This window comes from Acidovorax sp. GW821-FHT09B03 (assembly GCF_059418305.1).
In genome coordinates, this window is sequence record NZ_JBWKPP010000027.1 from 21412 (window position 1) to 36615 (window position 15204).

Genomic DNA, 15204 nt, shown 5'->3' on the forward strand with positions numbered 1-15204 from the left:
AAACTTGGCGTACTGTATCCCGCACCACCCTGCGGACGCTGGGTAGCCAAGCCGTTTACCATATCCATCCGTCGAAAGCACAACCCGCATCAGTTCACCCAATGGCCTTGAGCAACCGAGAAGCATTCCTGGCACGGATCGACACGATTTGCAAACGCCCCGGCATGTACGTGGGCACGGATAGCCTTCGTGATGTCTCGATCTATCTGTACGGAATGGAAGACGGGCTGACATGCAGCTCCGTTGGTGAAGGGTGGATGAAAACTTGGCCCCGCTGGCTTGAAGGGCGGTACCTAGTACGCCATCAGGCGATGCCCTGGACGCAAGTCCTTTGTGATCTACTCGGTTCGGACGGGGCGGCTTTGGCCGCATTGCCTGACCTCTATCGCGAGTTCTTCAAGGACCTGGACAGCCTCGGCGAGGAAGGTATCGAGCAACGCACCTCGCAGCGATTCATTGCAAGGCACTCATCGGGCAACTGACCTGCGCCATGGGACATGGGCTCAACCCATCTTGTTGGACGACTCTGTTGCGCCTCAGAAATTGCAGCGTTGCTGCACGGTAAAGTACATCCAGCAATTTCAGGAGCACATCTTGCTATCGGCCCATACCATCGACCACGATGTCCAAGGCCTCGCCCTCGCCCGCATCCGTCGCCGCGCGCGTGGCCCGCAGGAATGGAAGCACACGTTCATCGGAGAACTCCACCCGGGCATCGCGCACCGGCTCACATTGCCTGCAGGCGAACTGCCCATTGCCTGCGGCTTTATGAGCGACAACAACTGGTGGCTTGTCACCACACGCCGCATCACCAGCCAGCATGCGGGCCAACAGCACACACTGGACCCACGCAGCGACGGCATCACAGCCACCTTCGGCCATGATCCCAAAGGCACTGCCCATGACTTTGAGACAGCGGCAGCAGGGATCACTCCGGCCACAGACTTGGCAACGGTCACGGCGGCCGATGGGAGGCAGTTGCGCCTGGAGTTCGAGACAGGCCCAGCCTGCATGGTGCCCATTCAAGCTTGCCACTTCTGGCAGAGCGCAACGGGCTTGCACCGCCCGTAGCCGCTTATCGCTCGGATCGTTGTCCCGGCGTCACGCACCCACATACGCCGCCAGCTCCTGCGGCTCCCCCTTCGGAAACGCCGCCTTCAAGTGCTCCAGAAACGCCGACACCCGCGCGCTCAGCAGCCGGCGCGAGGGGTACAACGCCCACAGCTCGATGGCCGGGCCGGGCACATCGCCCCAGTGCACCAGCGTGCCGGCAGCGATGTCGTGGCCGACCAGGGAGATGGGCAGGCGCGCCACACCCACGCCGCGGCGCACGGCGTCGCGCACCATGATGAGCGAGGCGAGGCTGAGCACTGGGTCGATGGCGATGGTCTGCACCGGCGGCTGCCCCGCCGGGGCCCTGCCCTTGCCTTTCACCGGCGCCGCTATCTCCCACGTGCTGCCTTGCTGCGCACCTGTGCCGCGCACAACCGCAGGCACGGCTGCGGTGCTGCCCTTGCGCGGCCGCGCCAGGCCGGGCGGGGACACCAGCACCAGGCGGTCGCGCAGCAGCACGCGGCCGATCAGGCTGGCGTCGGGCAACGGGTTGACGCGGATCACCAGGTCGTAGCCCTCCTCCACCATGTCCACGCTGCGGTCCTCGGTGGTCACCTCCAGCCGCACTGCCGGGTAGCGCAGCGCAAAGTCGGCCGCCAGCCGGCCCATGGCGGTCTGCGAGAACAGCAGCGGCGCGCTAATGCGCAGGCGCCCGCGCGGCTGCTCGCCGCCCGAGGCAATCGCGGCGGCGGCCTCGTCGATCTCGGTGAGCAGCGCGCCGGTGCGCTCGTGCAACGCGCGGCCCTCTTCGGTGAGCTTCACGGCGCGGGCGCCACGCTCCAGCAGGCGCAGACCCAGGGACGCTTCGAGCTCGGCCACGCGCCGCGACAGCGTGGCCTTGGGCCGCCCCGATTCGCGCGCGGCGCGGCCAAAGCCGCCGTGGCGGGCGACGAGGTTGAAGTCGGCAAGGGTGTGCAGGTCCATGGCGGAGTGTTCCGATTTTGAGACGGTCTGTCCAACTATAACGGCTATCGGATCATGGATGAGATCCCTAAAGTTCGGGCTGTCAACCACCCAACCCGGAGAAATTCCATGACCACCGCTTCTTCCGCCCACCCTTCTTCTTCCCCCGCCATCCTCGTCACCGGTGCCACCGGCACCGTGGGCCGCCAGGTCGTGCAGCAACTCGCCCAGCGCGGCGCCAACGTGCGTGCCCTGGTGCGCGATGTCGCCAAGGCCAGCGGCCTGCCTGCTGGCGTGGCGGCCGTGCAGGGCGACCTGCTCGACGTGGATTCGCTGCGTGCCGCGTTCCAGGGCGTGGACACGCTGTTCCTGCTCAACGCCGTGGTGCCCGACGAGTTCACCCAAGCCCTGGTGGCGCTGAACCTGGCACGCGAGGCGGGCATCACGCGCATCGTTTATCTCTCGGTGATCCATGCCGATCGCTATGTCAACGTGCCGCACTTTGCCGGCAAGTACGGCGTGGAGCGCATGATCGAGCAGATGGGCTTTGGCGCCAGCATCCTGCGCCCCGCCTACTTCATGGGCAACGACCTCAGCATCAAGGATGTGGTGCTGGCCCACGGTGTGTACCCCATGCCCATTGGCGCCAAGGGGCTGGCCATGGTGGACACGGCCGACATCGCCGAGGTGGCCGCCATCGAGCTGCTGCGCCGCGCCCAGGCCAGCGGCCCGCTGCCCACCACGCGCATCAACCTGGTGGGCCCCGACACGCTCACAGGCGCCAGCGTGGCCGCTACCTGGGCCGAAGTGCTGGGCCGCCCCATCGTGCATGGTGGCGACGACACCGCCGCCTTCGAAGCCAACCTGCGCCACTTCATGCCCGGCTGGATGGCCTACGACATGCGCCTGATGGCCGAGCGCTTTCTCACCGACGGCATGGCGCCCGAGGCGGGCGACGTGGACCGCCTGACCGCGCTGCTCGGCCGCCCGCTGCGCAGCTACCGCGACTTAGCGGCACAGGTCGCTGCCCAGGCCTGAATGCCCCAATCAAACCATCCAGGAGAACCACCATGATCTATTCCACCGCCACCGTCCCCGTCAACCCCGCTGGCGAAATGCCACTCACCCGCGAGCAGGCCTGGGCCGGCCTTGTTCTCAAGGCCCGCGATGCGCGCCAGTTCCTGCCGCCCGGCCTGTGCACGCGCTGCGACGTGGTCTACGACGGGGCCGATCACATCGTGCGCGAAGCCACCATCGGCGGCGCCGAGCTGCGCGAGATCATCGCGTTCGAGCCCTGCCAGAAGGTGAGCTTCTTCCAGGCCACCGGCCCGCGCGAGGGCGTGATCGTCAACGAGCTTTTCGAGGACGAGGCAGGCGAGCTGCAGCTGCGCTTTTACTGTTACACCGGCCTGCGCGGCAAAGAACCAGGCGGCGCAGAGGAACAGGCCGAGCAGGCCTGGATGGACAGCGACAAGGGCTACAAGACCGCGCTGCTGTCCACCTTGACGCGCACGCGCGAGCTGGTGGCGGCGGGCTAGCTTTGAGCACTGGATGAATAAAGACCAACGGCGCAGGCCCCCAGGGGACGCACCGCCAGAGCTGCGCTCCCGCCCTGCACCACGGCGCCGGACGGGCTGGCGGCTACTTGTGCGGAATCGCAATCGGCCCACCCGGGCCCGGCTGCTTGACCACGCCCAGCGGGTTTTCACCGAACGCCACCCGCTCGCTTGTCGAGGCGTTCATGAGGGTGATGAAGAACGGCTTGAGCGGCACAAAATCGAAGTCCTTCTCCATCACCAGGTAGCGTGGAATGTTCTGGCCATCCAGCAGGCCGCTGCTGCCCAACTGCACCTGGCGGAAGCGGCGGCTGGCGGGGTTGGCGGAGTGCAGGCGCTGCAGTTCGCGCGCCGAAAGCGCCGCACGCGGCTGCACGAAGGCGCTTCTGGCCTTGAAGCGCACCCAGGTGGAGCCGCCGGGCGGGATGGCCGTGGAATTGGCGCTTACCGATTCGACAACACTGCCCGTGGGGCTGCCAGGCTTGGGCGCCCCCAGGATGGACAAGCGCAGCTCCAGCTGGTACGAGGTCTCGCTGCCCTGGTTCTTGACCAGCATGTCGAGCTGGTTCTTCGAGCCCGGCACTGCCTTGAAGTCGATGAATTTGAGGTTGGAAAACGGACTGGGATCGCCCTCTTTCCACTGCGGCGCCAGCGAGGGGGCCAGGCCCGACTCCCATACGAAGTAGTTGTCGTCCTCGTTGGACTCGGTGACCGAATGGTACATGTCGGCCTGGAACATGAAGCCGTACTTCACGCCAAAATCCGCCTTGGCCGTGCCCTTGGGCAACTGCATCGAAAAGCCTTGCGCGCAAGCGTTTGTGCCGCCGGGATAGGCACCCATGCCATCGACCAGGTAGGTCGTGAACGGGGTCGAGCCCGATGTCGACTTGGAAGTCTGCCCCGGGAACACCTGGAAGAACACCTTGAACGGCCCCGCTGGGCCGGTGGGATTCTGCGGATTCAGCGCCCGCTTCTCGGCGGGCCACTTGGGGTCGAGGTTGGCGTTGACCACTGTGACGTGGGCAAACCAGGGCTGCTCCGGGTCGTAGCACGGCATGCCAGGCGTCGCCTCTTCCAGGCCATCGAAATAGATCCGCAAATTGGGCTGTGGCATGCGCGTCCCTCGTGTCGTGTGTGGTTGGAGCTGCGGATGGTGGCATGCGGGCCGGGCGGCAGCAAGGCGCAAACTGTCTCTGTCTGTTAAAGCCGCTGTCGCCAGGGCACAGGGGCAAGGCCAGATTGCCGTGCGGCGAGGCATGCCTCGGCTGTCCAGCCGTGCTCGCGCAGGGGTTGGCGGATGGGCTGGTTCTGGCGGTCTACCCCGGGCCCGGCCACACACTGGAATGCATGCGCTGCACAATAATGCACCGCATGCCCAGGCGCCCGCACCACAACGTCTATGTCGTCGAACTGTCGATGGCGGTGCTGCGCGAGCGCAAGTTCCTGCGCTGCAACCCCGGCTACATCGAGGGCAAGCCCTGCGTGTATGTGGGCATGACCGGGCTGGACCCGGATGTGCGCTTCGACAAGCACAAGGCCGGCATCCAGGCCAACCGCTTTGTCATGCTGTACGGCCTGCGCCTGCTGCCCGATCTGTACGAGGGCTTCAACCCCATGCGCTACGACGATGCGGTGGAGCGCGAGATCGAGATCGGCATCGATCTGCGCTCGGCGGGCTTCGGGGTCTGGCAGGCGTGAGGATTGACGCTCGTCAAGCAAACGTTGACCTTGGTCAAGGCGCCCCGCAGAGGAGGTCCGGACAATCGGCTGCATCGTCCAGCGGAGCCTTTTCCATGCGCCACAACCTGCCAGTCACCGGACAGGAATATGCTGTCCCCAAGGGCCAGACCCTTGTCTCCACCACCGACACCCAGGGCCGCATCACCCATTGCAATGCGGCCTTCGTGGCTGTCAGCGGCTACACGCGCGAAGAGCTGCTGGGCCAGCCCCACAACCTCATTCGCCACCCCGACATGCCCGAGGAGGCGTTCCGCGACATGTGGGCCACCATCGCCTCGGGCCGGCCCTGGTCGGCCCCGGTGAAGAACCGGCGCAAGGACGGCGACCACTATTGGGTGATGGCCAACGCCACGCCGCTGTTGCAGGACGGGCGCCCGGTGGGCTACATGTCGGTGCGCACCGAGGCCACGCGCGCGCAGATCGCGGCGGCCGAGCAGCTGTATGCCACCATGCGCGCAGAAAAGCAGGCCGGGCGGCGCGTGCACGGGCTGCGCTCGGGCCGCGTGCTGCGGCACACGCTGGCCGGGCGCGTGGCGCACGGGTTGGCCACACTGGGCCTGTCGGCCCGGCTGGCGCTGGCACTGCTCGCATTGCTGGCGGCCTCGCTGGCCACCAGCATGCTGCTGCCCGGCGCGGCCGGCTGGGCAGTGCTGCTGGCACTGTTCGGCACGGCCTGGTGGTACCTGGCGCGGCTGCTGGTGCGGCCCATCGCGGGGCTCACCCTGGCGGCCAACCGGGTCGCAGCCGGCGACCTGACGACCACCGTGCGCAGGGGCCGCAACGACGAACTGGGTGACCTGGAGCAGGCGCTGGGCCAGTTGTCGTTCAACCTGTGCGCCATCGTGCGCGATGCCCGCGACGAAAGCGAATCCATGCGCCTGGGCGCGCAGGAGATCGCCCAGGGCAACCTCGATTTGTCGGCGCGCACCGAGTCGCAGGCCGCCAGCCTGGAGCAGACCGCGGCGTCCATGGAGCAGATCACCGGCACCGTGCGCCAGAGCGCCGACGCCGCCCGCCAGGCCACGGCACTGGCCGACCAGGCCAGCGCGGCCGCCGCGCGCAGCCGCGAGGCGGTGGACAGTGTGGGCCAGACCATGCGCGACATCCAGGGCGACTCGAGCCGCATCGGCGAGATCACGCAGGTGATCGACTCCATCGCCTTCCAGACCAACATCCTGGCGCTCAATGCCGCAGTGGAAGCCGCCCGCGCCGGCGAACAGGGCCGGGGCTTTGCCGTGGTAGCCAGCGAAGTGCGCAGCCTGGCCGGGCGCAGCGCTGACGCGGCCAAGGAGATCAAGCAGCTCATCGACCAGTCGGCCCACCGCGTGGAGCAGGGCCAGCAGCGCACCCAGGCGGCCCAGGCCACCATGGTCGAGGTGGTCGAGGGCGTGCGCCGCGTGGGCGCCGTGGTCGGCGAGATCAGCCACGCCAGCCAGGAGCAGCTGGCCGGCATCTCCGAGGTCAATACCGCCGTGGGCCAGCTCGACACCATCACCCAGGAGAACGCGGCCCTGGTCGAGCAGGTGGCGGCTGCAGCGCAGGGGCTGACGCGCACTGCGGGTGCGGTGGCGGATTCGGTGCAGGTTTTTCGGCTGGAGGCGGGGGGGCTGCCGGCGCGGGCTGCGGTGCCAGCGCCGGCACCGGGTCAGCAGCGTGCCAGGTCGGCAGTGCAGTCGCGTGGCCGGGCGTTGACTGCGGTGTGATGCAAAGCTTCAGCCGTCACCACCGTGCTCAGCCGCCAACTGGCCCTAGAAATCCGCTGCGGTAACCCGCGATGAATGCGCGCAGCCGCCGCGCATCACCGTCCATTGCCAGTTGGCTGCGCACGCGCAAAAGCGCGTCCAGCATTTGCTCAGGGTCAGCAAGAATGGCACGCACCTGCTGTGCGGTTCCCGGACTGCAGAGCATTGCAGCATCGTTGCCGAGCAACGCCGCGCCGGCCAGGTCGGGATCGTGGCCGGCCATCTCCAGCAGCGCCGCCTCTTCTTCGTAGAGCCGGTCCATATTGCCGGCATTGGCATACGCCTGCGCCAATGCAAGAAAGTCAGTGGCATCCTTGTTGTTTTCGCTACCGCGGTCACGCCAGGCGAGCAGCTTGAGCACCGACAACGCGGGCAGCGTGCAGACATGAATCGACAGCCCCGCACCCAGATCCACCAGATCCGCGCTCTCCAACCCCTCCCTGAACCCGGCCACATTGAGCACCACGTCGTGGCCAGGCGGCCAGGTGATGGTCTGGTCCTCTCCTGCAACGCCCCCGAAAGGAATGAGATCCAGCGGAATTCCACCGGGCCGCAAGTAGTGCATCCGGTGGGACATGCCATGCACCTCAAAGAATGCCTCCGTCGCGGTGAGCCGATTCTTCAGCATGGTGAAGCGCTCCCAGCTGTCGATGTACAGGCCGATGTCCACATCGCGCGTGGCCCTTCGCACTGCCTGACCATGCACATGCGTGAGCATGATGTCCCGGGCCATGGCTCCGCCCACGAACACATCGATGCCCAGCGCCTGCGTGGCCGCTTTGGCATGCGCAAGAATCGCATGCAGGCCTGGATCGATGGGACGTTCGGCCAGTACCCTAAGCATTCTTGAGCCGCTCCAGCAGCATGCCCGCAACCTCCACGCTGCGGCCTTCGTTGCTGGCCATCAGGTCGGAGTAGACCAACAGCAAGGGCGCCACAGCCGGCACAAAGACCTTTGCATTCGCCTTCGCCTGGTCTGCGAGCGGCCAGAAGGCATCCAACACTTCGATGGGCCCCTCAGGGTCTGGGCGCAGGCGATGCTTGCGCAGCAGTTGGCCCCTGTCCAGCCAACTGTAGATGCACGCGCTGGCCGGGTTGATGTATTGCGTGATCGCAGCGGCAGCCACCTCACCGCCCAGCGCCACTTCGGGTTCATCAGTCAGAAGACTGCTCCCCCGCCAATCGGCACCATCCACGCAGGCGTACCGCTGCGGTTTGAGCTTGCCCCGCAGCGAAATCGGATACTGCCGCGCCCACTCCATCTGCAGCGTCTGTATGTTCGCCACCCGCCGCTGGCGCGCTCCACCCGTGATGAAGCCCAGCGCCGCCAGGTCCTCGATGGCATTCGATGTAGATCCCAGCGCGGCACCGGCCGCCTCGGCAATGGCCCGCACCGGCTGCTGCGCCAAGCCCTCGACCGTCAGCAGCGCAAAGATGACCCGCAAGGTGCTGGCCTTGCGCAGGGCGGATTGGTCCGCCGGAATGCGCGGCGCCTTGGGGCGTGGCTTGCCGGTAATGAACAGATGCGTCCCCGGGACATCGAGGTGGGCATTGCCCGCAGTGTCCAGGAAGTTGATTCCGGTGCGCTGGCATTCCTGGGCCAGATGGGCCGACATGTAGGGCGCGATCAAAAGCCATGGTTGCCCGTTGGTCTCGCGAGCCTCTTTCTCCATGCGATACCAGACCAGGCTGTTGCGCTCGACACGACGTACTTGTACCGCAAACGGGCCGAGGTCTTGCCCCAGTCGGCTGAGTTGGACGGTTGCGTCGATGCCGTTATCTATTGCATCCCGCATAGTCAGAACCTCGCCTTGCAGAACTGGCTCTGCGGCGTGCAAGGCTTGCTCGATCACTAACATGTTGTTCATTTTTTTAACATGTTCATTTTTCATGAACATCAATGATAAGCGAACAAAGCACAAGGAAGCCAATCGTGGCACAAACTATGGCAGGCGAAAAAACACTGTATTAAAATACAGCCATTCTCAAAATTCGCTCTCGACCGCGAGCATGGCGCGACGTTGCCACGCGACTCTCAGGAGACAGCTATGTACGCATTGGTAAGCGGTCACGACTTCTATGTAAATTGCGAGCGACTCTTCAAGCCATCACTCAAAGGCCGTCCAGTTGTTGTCCTCGGCTACAACAGCGGCAGCACGATTGCCCGCAGCAACGAAGCAAGGGCTCTGGGTATTCGCATGGGCACGCCATGGTCTCGCCTCAAGCATATGGAGTACGACAATGGCCTGGTGGTGCTCAGTGCCAACTACGGCCTCTATGGGGATATGAGCAGCCGCTTCATGCCTCTGGCTGCAAGCCTTGCCCGCGAGCAGGAAATCTATTCCATAGATGAGTGCTTTATCGGCCTGCATGGCGTGCCTGACACCAACGAGCGGGCCTGCAGTTTGAGCGCTCGTATTAAGCAATACACCGGCATACCTTGCAGCGTCGGCATAGGCCAGACCAGGACCTTGGCCAAGCTGGCCAACTACATTGCCCAGGCCGCGGAGCGCAGGCCCGACAAGTACCCTGTCAACCTTGCAAAAGTGTGCGACCTTTCCGACCTGCCCGCCTCAGACTTAGACCAAGCGCTGGCCATTACCTCGGTGCGAGCCGTTTGGGGTATTAACCAAAAGCTCACCGAGCAACTGCGCCAAGCAAACGTCTATACCGTGCTCGACCTCGCCCGCATGGCCCCCTCCGCCGTACGTCGACGCTTTGGCGTGACGCTCGAACGCACGGTGTGTGAACTACAGGGTATTTCCCGTTTTACCCCCAAGACCGCGCCTGCGCGGCGCAGGGAAGTCACCTGCACCCACACCTTTCAGAAACCCATAAGCCATCTGGAGCCACTCATCAAGGTTGTGCGCCACTTCACTCGGCTTGCTGCAGAACGACTGCGCAAGCAAGACAGTCTTGCTTGCCACATGCACGTATTTGCATGCACTAGCCCATTTGGCCCGGGCCCGGTGTTCAGCCGCAGCGTGACCACTAGCCTTGACTATCCCACCGCCAATGCCGAGGAAATGGAGCGTGCAGCAATACACAGCATGCGCCACATCTACGCGTACAGGAATGACTTTACCAACGCTGGCGTGGCCATGCTCGACTTAGTGCCCGGCGGTGAAGAAGCAAGGTACACGAACGACGCGGAATGGGCTGCAATTCGGGATGCACGGCTATCACCGCAATACACGACGCGATGGAAGGATGTGCCAGTCGCTCAAGTCTAGGGTCTAGTTGCCGCAGCAGCACAAGCTGTCTCTCCACATCGAAAAAAATACGCATGCAGGCTGGGTGAGTATCTCTGGCGGCGGGTACGCAACAGTCTGCCGCATATCGGTGCACGCTCAATACCCCCCTCTCCTCCCTCCATACCCTGCCGACCTGCCCCCCAAGGTAGAGCCCCGCGGTTCCACCACCGCAAACCGCAGCATCATCACCCCATACCGCGTAGCGCTCTGCAGGTCGTCGCGCAGCTTCACGATCAGCCCGTCCTTGCGGTGGTACAGCCGCCACTCCTCCAGCCAGTCGCCGCAGGTGCTGAACACCTTGAAGCGCCCGGTCTGCATGCGCGTGAGCAGCTCGCTGATGCCCGCCTCCAGCCCGTTGCTGCCGTCCTCGAACGTGGCGCGCTCGGGCAGCAGGTTCACGCCCAAGGCGCGGTACTGCCCGGCCAGTTGCTCACCGCTGCCCTTGTCGTGCTGCAGGCCGTCGTGCGGCCAGGCCACCGGCATCCAGCGGCCGCGCGCCGCGATCAGCGGGGCCTGCATGGCCACGCTGGTCTCGCGCACGCGAAAGGTGTCGTACACGTAGACGGTATCGGTGTCGCGGTCCCACGCCAGCCAGGCCGCCGCGGCCGGGTGGTCCCAGCCGAAGTCCAGGCCCACGATGCGCGGCCAGTGCGCGGGCAGCGCGAAGGGCGCAACGACGATGGACTCTTCGGCCACCGGGAACACCTTGCCGCTGCCCAGCACGGGCACGCCGTTCATGCGCGCCTCGCGCTCGTGCACGGGGTAGCTCTCGGCCAGCTCGCGCTTGGCGGTTTCGTCGAGGTGGGGTACATCGTTCCAGCCGGCCTGGATGATTGCTTTGCTCATGGAGGATCCTGGTTGGGCAGGCTGGAGCCCGCCGGTGTATGAGCCGCTCTGCAGCACTGCGCCGACCTACTGTGCAGGGGTGTAATCCATCGGCCGCAGATGGCTTGGCAGGTACAGCGGATGGCCGGGGGTGCCGTCGGCAGTCAGTCGAAGGACCTGGAGCCGGCTTTTCTCGCCAGCAACTTGATGGCCACCCGGATCATGGGCGCTTGCGCCAGGAGGGATGGGCTGGTCGGGCATGACCATGCAATCGAGCGCTGTGGCTCTGCGCTTCAAGCGCCCGGCCTGTAACCATCCCTGAGCCACCCCTCGAAAATATCCGATAGCTTGGGCACCGCTTCCTCCTTGGCCTTGCCCCGGCTGATGAAGAGCGCCAGCTCCTTGCGCCCCTGCTCTTCGCGCCCCGCGAAGGCATGGCACATGGCCGCGGCCATGTGCAGTGGCAGCTGCATATGGCGCTGCTTCGACCCTTCGGCCATCTCGATCACCTGCGCAAAGACGTGGGCAGGTGTGGGGGCCGCCTGCCAGAACGCATGTGCCTGGGCGATTGCCGCGTGCACCTTCTCGGGCATGCCCGTCAGCAGCCCATCCACGCCCCAGATATAAGACAGGTTGTGCGCCGCACCCTGGCCATCCACAAAGGCATCGAGCAAGGCCGATTTTTCCGTGCGGTGCCATTTGGGCTTGCCACCCGCCAGGTGGGGCACGGCGTCGAAAGAGTAGCCCCAACGCGGCGACAACCCACTGCCCAGCTGCCAATACTCAAAGATGCGGCGAATGGGCGCGGCACTGCTGTTCACCCACAGCATCGGACGCACATTGACAAAACCTTGTGGCCCCAACGCCGCGTCTACCAATGGCGCAATGTGGGCATGGCATTCGGCGATGGTGAGCAATTGGAATTCACGCATGGGCGTGATCGTACTGTCTCAGCACGCCCCAGAGCAGCCATCACGCCACACCTGCTGCGCCGCGCGCCCCCCCACCACCACCCCCTTCGTCAAAAAATCCAGCACCACCTCCGTAGCCCCCTCCAGCGGCGTGAAGGTGATCGCAATCAACCCCTGCGTCGTCGCAGTCCGCGTCAGGCACTCGTTGTACACCGCCACGGGCGGCTCCTCGTCCAGCCACACCCAGTGGCGCGCGGTGCCCTCGAACGCCTTGCGGCCCTGGTCATACGATTTGAAGCCGATGACCGATTCACCCCCGCTCTGGTGGCGCACGCACAGGTAGTCGAGCGCGCCGTTGGCGCCGGCGCGGGGGCGGGCCTTGGCGATGTCGTCGGCCGGCACCATGCCGGTGCCGGGCTGGCCCGGAGGGCCGTAGAGCTCGAGCTGAACGATGTCGCGCGTGGTCTCGAGCGACTTGCCTGCGGCCCAGGCCTGGATGGGGCCTGCAAAGCGCCGGCCCTCCCACCAGGCGGGGTAGCGGCCCGTGAGGTGCAGGGCCGTCTCGTACGCACCGCCGATGGTCTTGCCCACGCGGTTGCCGGCCATGAAGCAGCGCTCGCGGTGCGTGGCGCCGGCCTTGAAGAAGGCCAGGTGCCGCGCATACAGCGCGCGGCGCAGGGGGCCCTCGTCCTGGAAGAAGCGGCGCATGCGCCAGCCTGCAAGCTTGTCGCGCAACAGGCCTTCGATGGCTTCTATCTCTTCGAGGGTGGCACCGGCCAGAACATCGGGCAGGGCGGGAAGTTCAGGCGGCACCGTGCGGCTTCTCCTTGGTCGATTTCACCTGCTCCAACGCAGCCAGCATGCCTTCGGCCCGCTCAGCAGGCATGTGGGCCAGGGCCTTGCGCAGCGGGTCGGGGGCATCGTCGGCTTTCTTGGCGAACATGCCCAGGTGCGTGCCCAAGAGGTCCAGGGCCTTGAGCTTTTCGGGTGACTTGAACTTCTTGGCCAGCTCGAGCTGGCCGCCGGGCCCGATCTCCACAACTCCGATGGAGGCGATGGCCGCGGCGGTGGCGCCGTCGAGCTCCTGCACGCGCTTCAGGCTGCCGTCGCCGTTGAAGATCTTGCGGATGTCGAAGAAGGCGATGCTGGCCAGCTCGCGCACCACCATGGCGGGCGTCACGCCGTCCTCTGGCACGCGGGCGCTGCCGCCATCCAGTGCCGGGTCCTTGCCCGGCACGGGGGCTTCGGCAGTTGCTGCAGCCGAGGGCACTGCCAGCAGGCGCGGCGCGGCGGGGCGGCCGCTCATGCCGCAGCCGCCCCGCGCACCAGGCGCTCCATCGCGGCAATCACGCGCAGGCGGTCTGCATCGTGCAGGCATTCACCGCGCAGCCAATCGGCCGGGAAGAGCACGTTCACCGCGCCCAGTGCGGCGTACGGCACGTGCTCGCGCGCGGCCTTGATGAGGGCCGTGGCACTGCCCAGCGGGTGCAGGTCGCCGCGCAGGTAGACCAGGCCCGACGCGGACACGCCGGCCTGCAGGGGTGGCGCAAGGCCGCCGGGGGCCTGCAGCTCGATGAGGTGCAGGTCTTCTTCGCTGTGCTCACTGTCCATGGTCGGTCCCCTTCTTGACAGCCATCAAGCGGCCATCGCCAGCGAGCGGCGCGCATCCATCTCCGACACGCACACATCGCCGCCCACGCGCCGCTGCAGGATGCTGTAGCACTGCACCAGGCGCCGCCCGCGCGCACTGGATGCCGGGCCGGTGCTGGTCTGCACGCGACCCGCCTCGCGCAGCTTGGCCAGGCAGCTGCTGATCTCGGGGTGCGATGTCTTGGGCAGGTCCAGCGCGGCGCCGATCTGGCCCAGCGTGAGCGGCTGCCCGGCCTGGCTGTGCAACAGCTTTTCCACGCGCGACTTGAGGCCGCCCGCGCGGATGCTGGTGATGGTGCGCGAGGGCATGGTCAGCGCACTGGGCGTGCCGTGTGCGCCGGAAGAAAGGTGTAACTGCGTGTGTGCTTGCATGGCAGGCCTCAAGGGAGTTGGCAGGGGTTGCGGCCGGCGCTGGGCGCATGCGGGGCCATGGGGGCATCGCCTCGCAAGCCGCGCGGGTGTTGGGTTGTGGCCCTGCGGCAGGCCGCAGGGCTTCAGAAAAAAGCCCTGCGGTGCAGGGCCTTGCAGGGCGGCACGGGGCTTGGCGCCAATACGACAGGTGCCACCAGGGCGTGGTGCCGGGCGGCTACGATCCCGCCACCCAAAACCACTGATAACAAGGGATTTCGTTCATGAGGGCATCACCCAAAACCATCTGCGCCGCGATTGCGGCCGCCACCTTGTCGATGTCCGCCTCGGCGGCGATCGACATCGACCTCACCAACGCGGGCTACCAGAACGAGGCGGTCGACAGCTTCACCGTCAAGCGCCTGAAAGTGCCCGGCGCGGGCGAATGGGACGTCACCTTCAAGTGGGACCCGCAGACCCTGCACTTCGTGCCCCAGGCGGTGGCCGCCAGCACGGCAGCACAGCTGCAGATCTCGGGCCCGACCACGGTGAACGAGGGCGGCACCATCACGCTGTCCGCCGCCGTGCGCAATGCCGACGGCACCTTCGCCCCCACCGTGGCCGTGTGGAGCGTGGTGCCCGCATCGGCCGGCACCATCACCCCGCAGGGCGTGTTCCTCGCCGCCAGCCAGACCGCCGACGTGAACGCCGTGTTCACCGCCAGCGTGCTGCTGCAGGGCAAGACCATCACCAGCACCTACACGGTGAAGGTGGTCAACGTGGCCGCTGCATCCCGCACCTGCGCGGGCGCGCTGGCCAACAACGCCAACGGCATGCTGCTGGCCGACTTCGGCGTGAACCCCGAGACGCAGAAGGTCACCATGCTGCTCACGGCCGCATCGGGCAACCCCAGCTTCCTGCACGGCAGCCTGTTCTTCGTGCAGGGCACCACCTCCATCGACGTGTCGCCCTACACCTTCGATGCCGACACGGCGCTCTTCACCCCTTCGGGCGGCTGGTCCGGCGTCGGCACCATCGCCTCGCCCGCGCAGAAGCAGGCCGTGTTCTCGGCCTTCCCCTCCAGCATCAACCTGGCGCAGCCGTTCCAGATCCGCTATGCGGGGATTGCCGGGGCACCGGGCACGATCGCCTGCAACTGACA

General features: G+C 66.1%; 18 protein-coding genes. 8 read left to right on the top strand and 10 right to left on the bottom strand.

Translation table 11 applies throughout. The features are described 5' to 3' along the window. Window positions 1-101: 101 nt before the first annotated feature. Together AC07PA_RS30215 and AC07PA_RS30220 are read left to right on the top strand one after the other, a co-directional pair. Window positions 102-482 (top strand): hypothetical protein, encoded by a 381-nt coding sequence (locus AC07PA_RS30215; protein WP_494610054.1) that lies wholly within the window; start codon window positions 102-104, stop codon window positions 480-482. A 34-nt stretch (window positions 483-516) separates the two neighbouring features. Beyond that, window positions 517-1071 carry a hypothetical protein gene (locus AC07PA_RS30220; RefSeq protein WP_494610055.1) on the top strand — a complete coding sequence of 185 codons (555 nt, stop codon included), beginning with the start codon at window positions 517-519 and terminating at the stop codon, window positions 1069-1071. 30 nt (window positions 1072-1101) lie between these two features. Here the strand turns inward: AC07PA_RS30220 and AC07PA_RS30225 are convergent, their stop codons facing one another. After that, window positions 1102-2037 carry a LysR family transcriptional regulator gene (locus tag AC07PA_RS30225; protein WP_494610056.1) on the bottom strand — a complete coding sequence of 312 codons (936 nt, stop codon included), beginning with the start codon at window positions 2035-2037 and terminating at the stop codon, window positions 1102-1104. A gap of 108 nt (window positions 2038-2145) precedes the next feature. Here AC07PA_RS30225 and AC07PA_RS30230 point away from each other — a divergent pair, with 108 nt between their 5' ends. Further along, entirely contained in the window at window positions 2146-3054 is a 909-nt protein-coding gene (locus AC07PA_RS30230; protein ID WP_494610057.1) for an SDR family oxidoreductase, read from the top strand. Between the two features lie 32 nt (window positions 3055-3086). Continuing rightward, on the top strand, window positions 3087-3554 hold the full coding sequence (locus AC07PA_RS30235; RefSeq protein WP_494610058.1) for an AtaL-like protein: 468 nt from the start codon (window positions 3087-3089) through the stop codon (window positions 3552-3554). 103 nt (window positions 3555-3657) lie between these two features. Here AC07PA_RS30235 and AC07PA_RS30240 read toward each other — a convergent pair whose 3' ends face one another. Next, window positions 3658-4686: a hypothetical protein gene (locus AC07PA_RS30240; RefSeq protein WP_494610059.1), complete on the bottom strand. Its 1029-nt coding sequence runs from the start codon at window positions 4684-4686 to the stop codon at window positions 3658-3660. A 257-nt stretch (window positions 4687-4943) separates the two neighbouring features. Here AC07PA_RS30240 and AC07PA_RS30245 point away from each other — a divergent pair, with 257 nt between their 5' ends. Together AC07PA_RS30245 and AC07PA_RS30250 are read left to right on the top strand one after the other, a co-directional pair. Beyond that, a complete protein-coding gene (locus AC07PA_RS30245; RefSeq protein WP_035203068.1) occupies window positions 4944-5270 on the top strand; it encodes a hypothetical protein in 327 nt (108 codons plus the stop codon). A 95-nt stretch (window positions 5271-5365) separates the two neighbouring features. Continuing rightward, window positions 5366-7015, top strand: a complete 1650-nt coding sequence (locus AC07PA_RS30250; RefSeq protein WP_494610060.1) for a methyl-accepting chemotaxis protein — start codon at window positions 5366-5368, stop codon at window positions 7013-7015. Window positions 7016-7043: 28 nt separating this feature from the next. Here the strand turns inward: AC07PA_RS30250 and AC07PA_RS30255 are convergent, their stop codons facing one another. Both AC07PA_RS30255 and AC07PA_RS30260 read right to left on the bottom strand, forming a co-directional pair. Then, entirely contained in the window at window positions 7044-7898 is an 855-nt protein-coding gene (locus AC07PA_RS30255) for a nucleotidyl transferase AbiEii/AbiGii toxin family protein (protein WP_494610061.1), read from the bottom strand. Continuing rightward, a complete protein-coding gene (locus tag AC07PA_RS30260; protein ID WP_494610062.1) occupies window positions 7891-8946 on the bottom strand; it encodes a type IV toxin-antitoxin system AbiEi family antitoxin in 1056 nt (351 codons plus the stop codon). The genes AC07PA_RS30255 and AC07PA_RS30260 overlap by 8 nt, the downstream gene beginning before the upstream one ends. Window positions 8947-9102: 156 nt before the next feature. On the opposite strand from AC07PA_RS30260, the gene AC07PA_RS30265 reads away from it, so the two are divergent. After that, entirely contained in the window at window positions 9103-10287 is a 1185-nt protein-coding gene (locus AC07PA_RS30265) for a Y-family DNA polymerase (protein ID WP_494610063.1), read from the top strand. Between the two features lie 117 nt (window positions 10288-10404). On the opposite strand, the gene AC07PA_RS30270 is transcribed toward AC07PA_RS30265, so the two are convergent. From AC07PA_RS30270 to AC07PA_RS30295, 6 genes are all read right to left on the bottom strand, one after another. Beyond that, entirely contained in the window at window positions 10405-11154 is a 750-nt protein-coding gene (locus tag AC07PA_RS30270) for a phage terminase large subunit family protein (protein ID WP_494610064.1), read from the bottom strand. A gap of 272 nt (window positions 11155-11426) precedes the next feature. Beyond that, window positions 11427-12065, bottom strand: coding sequence for a hypothetical protein (locus AC07PA_RS30275; RefSeq protein WP_494610065.1), 639 nt, complete (start codon window positions 12063-12065; stop codon window positions 11427-11429). 18 nt (window positions 12066-12083) lie between these two features. Then, on the bottom strand, window positions 12084-12857 hold the full coding sequence (locus tag AC07PA_RS30280; protein ID WP_494610066.1) for a terminase large subunit domain-containing protein: 774 nt from the start codon (window positions 12855-12857) through the stop codon (window positions 12084-12086). Beyond that, on the bottom strand, window positions 12847-13350 hold the full coding sequence (locus tag AC07PA_RS30285; protein ID WP_494610067.1) for a terminase small subunit: 504 nt from the start codon (window positions 13348-13350) through the stop codon (window positions 12847-12849). The genes AC07PA_RS30280 and AC07PA_RS30285 overlap by 11 nt, the downstream gene beginning before the upstream one ends. Continuing rightward, window positions 13347-13655 carry a hypothetical protein gene (locus AC07PA_RS30290; RefSeq protein WP_007853346.1) on the bottom strand — a complete coding sequence of 103 codons (309 nt, stop codon included), beginning with the start codon at window positions 13653-13655 and terminating at the stop codon, window positions 13347-13349. Before AC07PA_RS30290 ends, AC07PA_RS30285 begins: the two co-directional genes overlap by 4 nt. 24 nt (window positions 13656-13679) lie before the next feature. Continuing rightward, on the bottom strand, window positions 13680-14066 hold the full coding sequence (locus AC07PA_RS30295; protein WP_494610068.1) for a hypothetical protein: 387 nt from the start codon (window positions 14064-14066) through the stop codon (window positions 13680-13682). A gap of 260 nt (window positions 14067-14326) precedes the next feature. Between AC07PA_RS30295 and AC07PA_RS30300 the strand changes: the two genes are divergently transcribed. After that, window positions 14327-15202 carry a hypothetical protein gene (locus AC07PA_RS30300; RefSeq protein ID WP_494610069.1) on the top strand — a complete coding sequence of 292 codons (876 nt, stop codon included), beginning with the start codon at window positions 14327-14329 and terminating at the stop codon, window positions 15200-15202. Window positions 15203-15204 lie beyond the last annotated feature (2 nt).

Bases quoted from the DNA above. Each gene is read 5' to 3' on its own strand.
- AC07PA_RS30250 (WP_494610060.1), top strand. From the start codon at position 5,366: ATGCGCCACAACCTGCCAGTCACCGGACAGGAATATGCTGTCCCCAAG.
- AC07PA_RS30245 (WP_035203068.1), top strand. From the start codon at position 4,944: ATGCCCAGGCGCCCGCACCACAACGTCTATGTCGTCGAACTGTCGATG.
- AC07PA_RS30285 (WP_494610067.1), bottom strand. From the start codon at position 13,350: ATGAGCGGCCGCCCCGCCGCGCCGCGCCTGCTGGCAGTGCCCTCGGCT.
- AC07PA_RS30295 (WP_494610068.1), bottom strand. From the start codon at position 14,066: ATGCAAGCACACACGCAGTTACACCTTTCTTCCGGCGCACACGGCACG.
- AC07PA_RS30235 (WP_494610058.1), top strand. From the start codon at position 3,087: ATGATCTATTCCACCGCCACCGTCCCCGTCAACCCCGCTGGCGAAATG.
- AC07PA_RS30270 (WP_494610064.1), bottom strand. From the start codon at position 11,154: ATGAGCAAAGCAATCATCCAGGCCGGCTGGAACGATGTACCCCACCTC.
- AC07PA_RS30230 (WP_494610057.1), top strand. From the start codon at position 2,146: ATGACCACCGCTTCTTCCGCCCACCCTTCTTCTTCCCCCGCCATCCTC.
- AC07PA_RS30255 (WP_494610061.1), bottom strand. From the start codon at position 7,898: ATGCTTAGGGTACTGGCCGAACGTCCCATCGATCCAGGCCTGCATGCG.
- AC07PA_RS30275 (WP_494610065.1), bottom strand. From the start codon at position 12,065: ATGCGTGAATTCCAATTGCTCACCATCGCCGAATGCCATGCCCACATT.
- AC07PA_RS30225 (WP_494610056.1), bottom strand. From the start codon at position 2,037: ATGGACCTGCACACCCTTGCCGACTTCAACCTCGTCGCCCGCCACGGC.
- AC07PA_RS30265 (WP_494610063.1), top strand. From the start codon at position 9,103: ATGTACGCATTGGTAAGCGGTCACGACTTCTATGTAAATTGCGAGCGA.
- AC07PA_RS30290 (WP_007853346.1), bottom strand. From the start codon at position 13,655: ATGGACAGTGAGCACAGCGAAGAAGACCTGCACCTCATCGAGCTGCAG.
- AC07PA_RS30260 (WP_494610062.1), bottom strand. From the start codon at position 8,946: ATGAAAAATGAACATGTTAAAAAAATGAACAACATGTTAGTGATCGAG.
- AC07PA_RS30300 (WP_494610069.1), top strand. From the start codon at position 14,327: ATGAGGGCATCACCCAAAACCATCTGCGCCGCGATTGCGGCCGCCACC.
- AC07PA_RS30240 (WP_494610059.1), bottom strand. From the start codon at position 4,686: ATGCCACAGCCCAATTTGCGGATCTATTTCGATGGCCTGGAAGAGGCG.
- AC07PA_RS30215 (WP_494610054.1), top strand. From the start codon at position 102: ATGGCCTTGAGCAACCGAGAAGCATTCCTGGCACGGATCGACACGATT.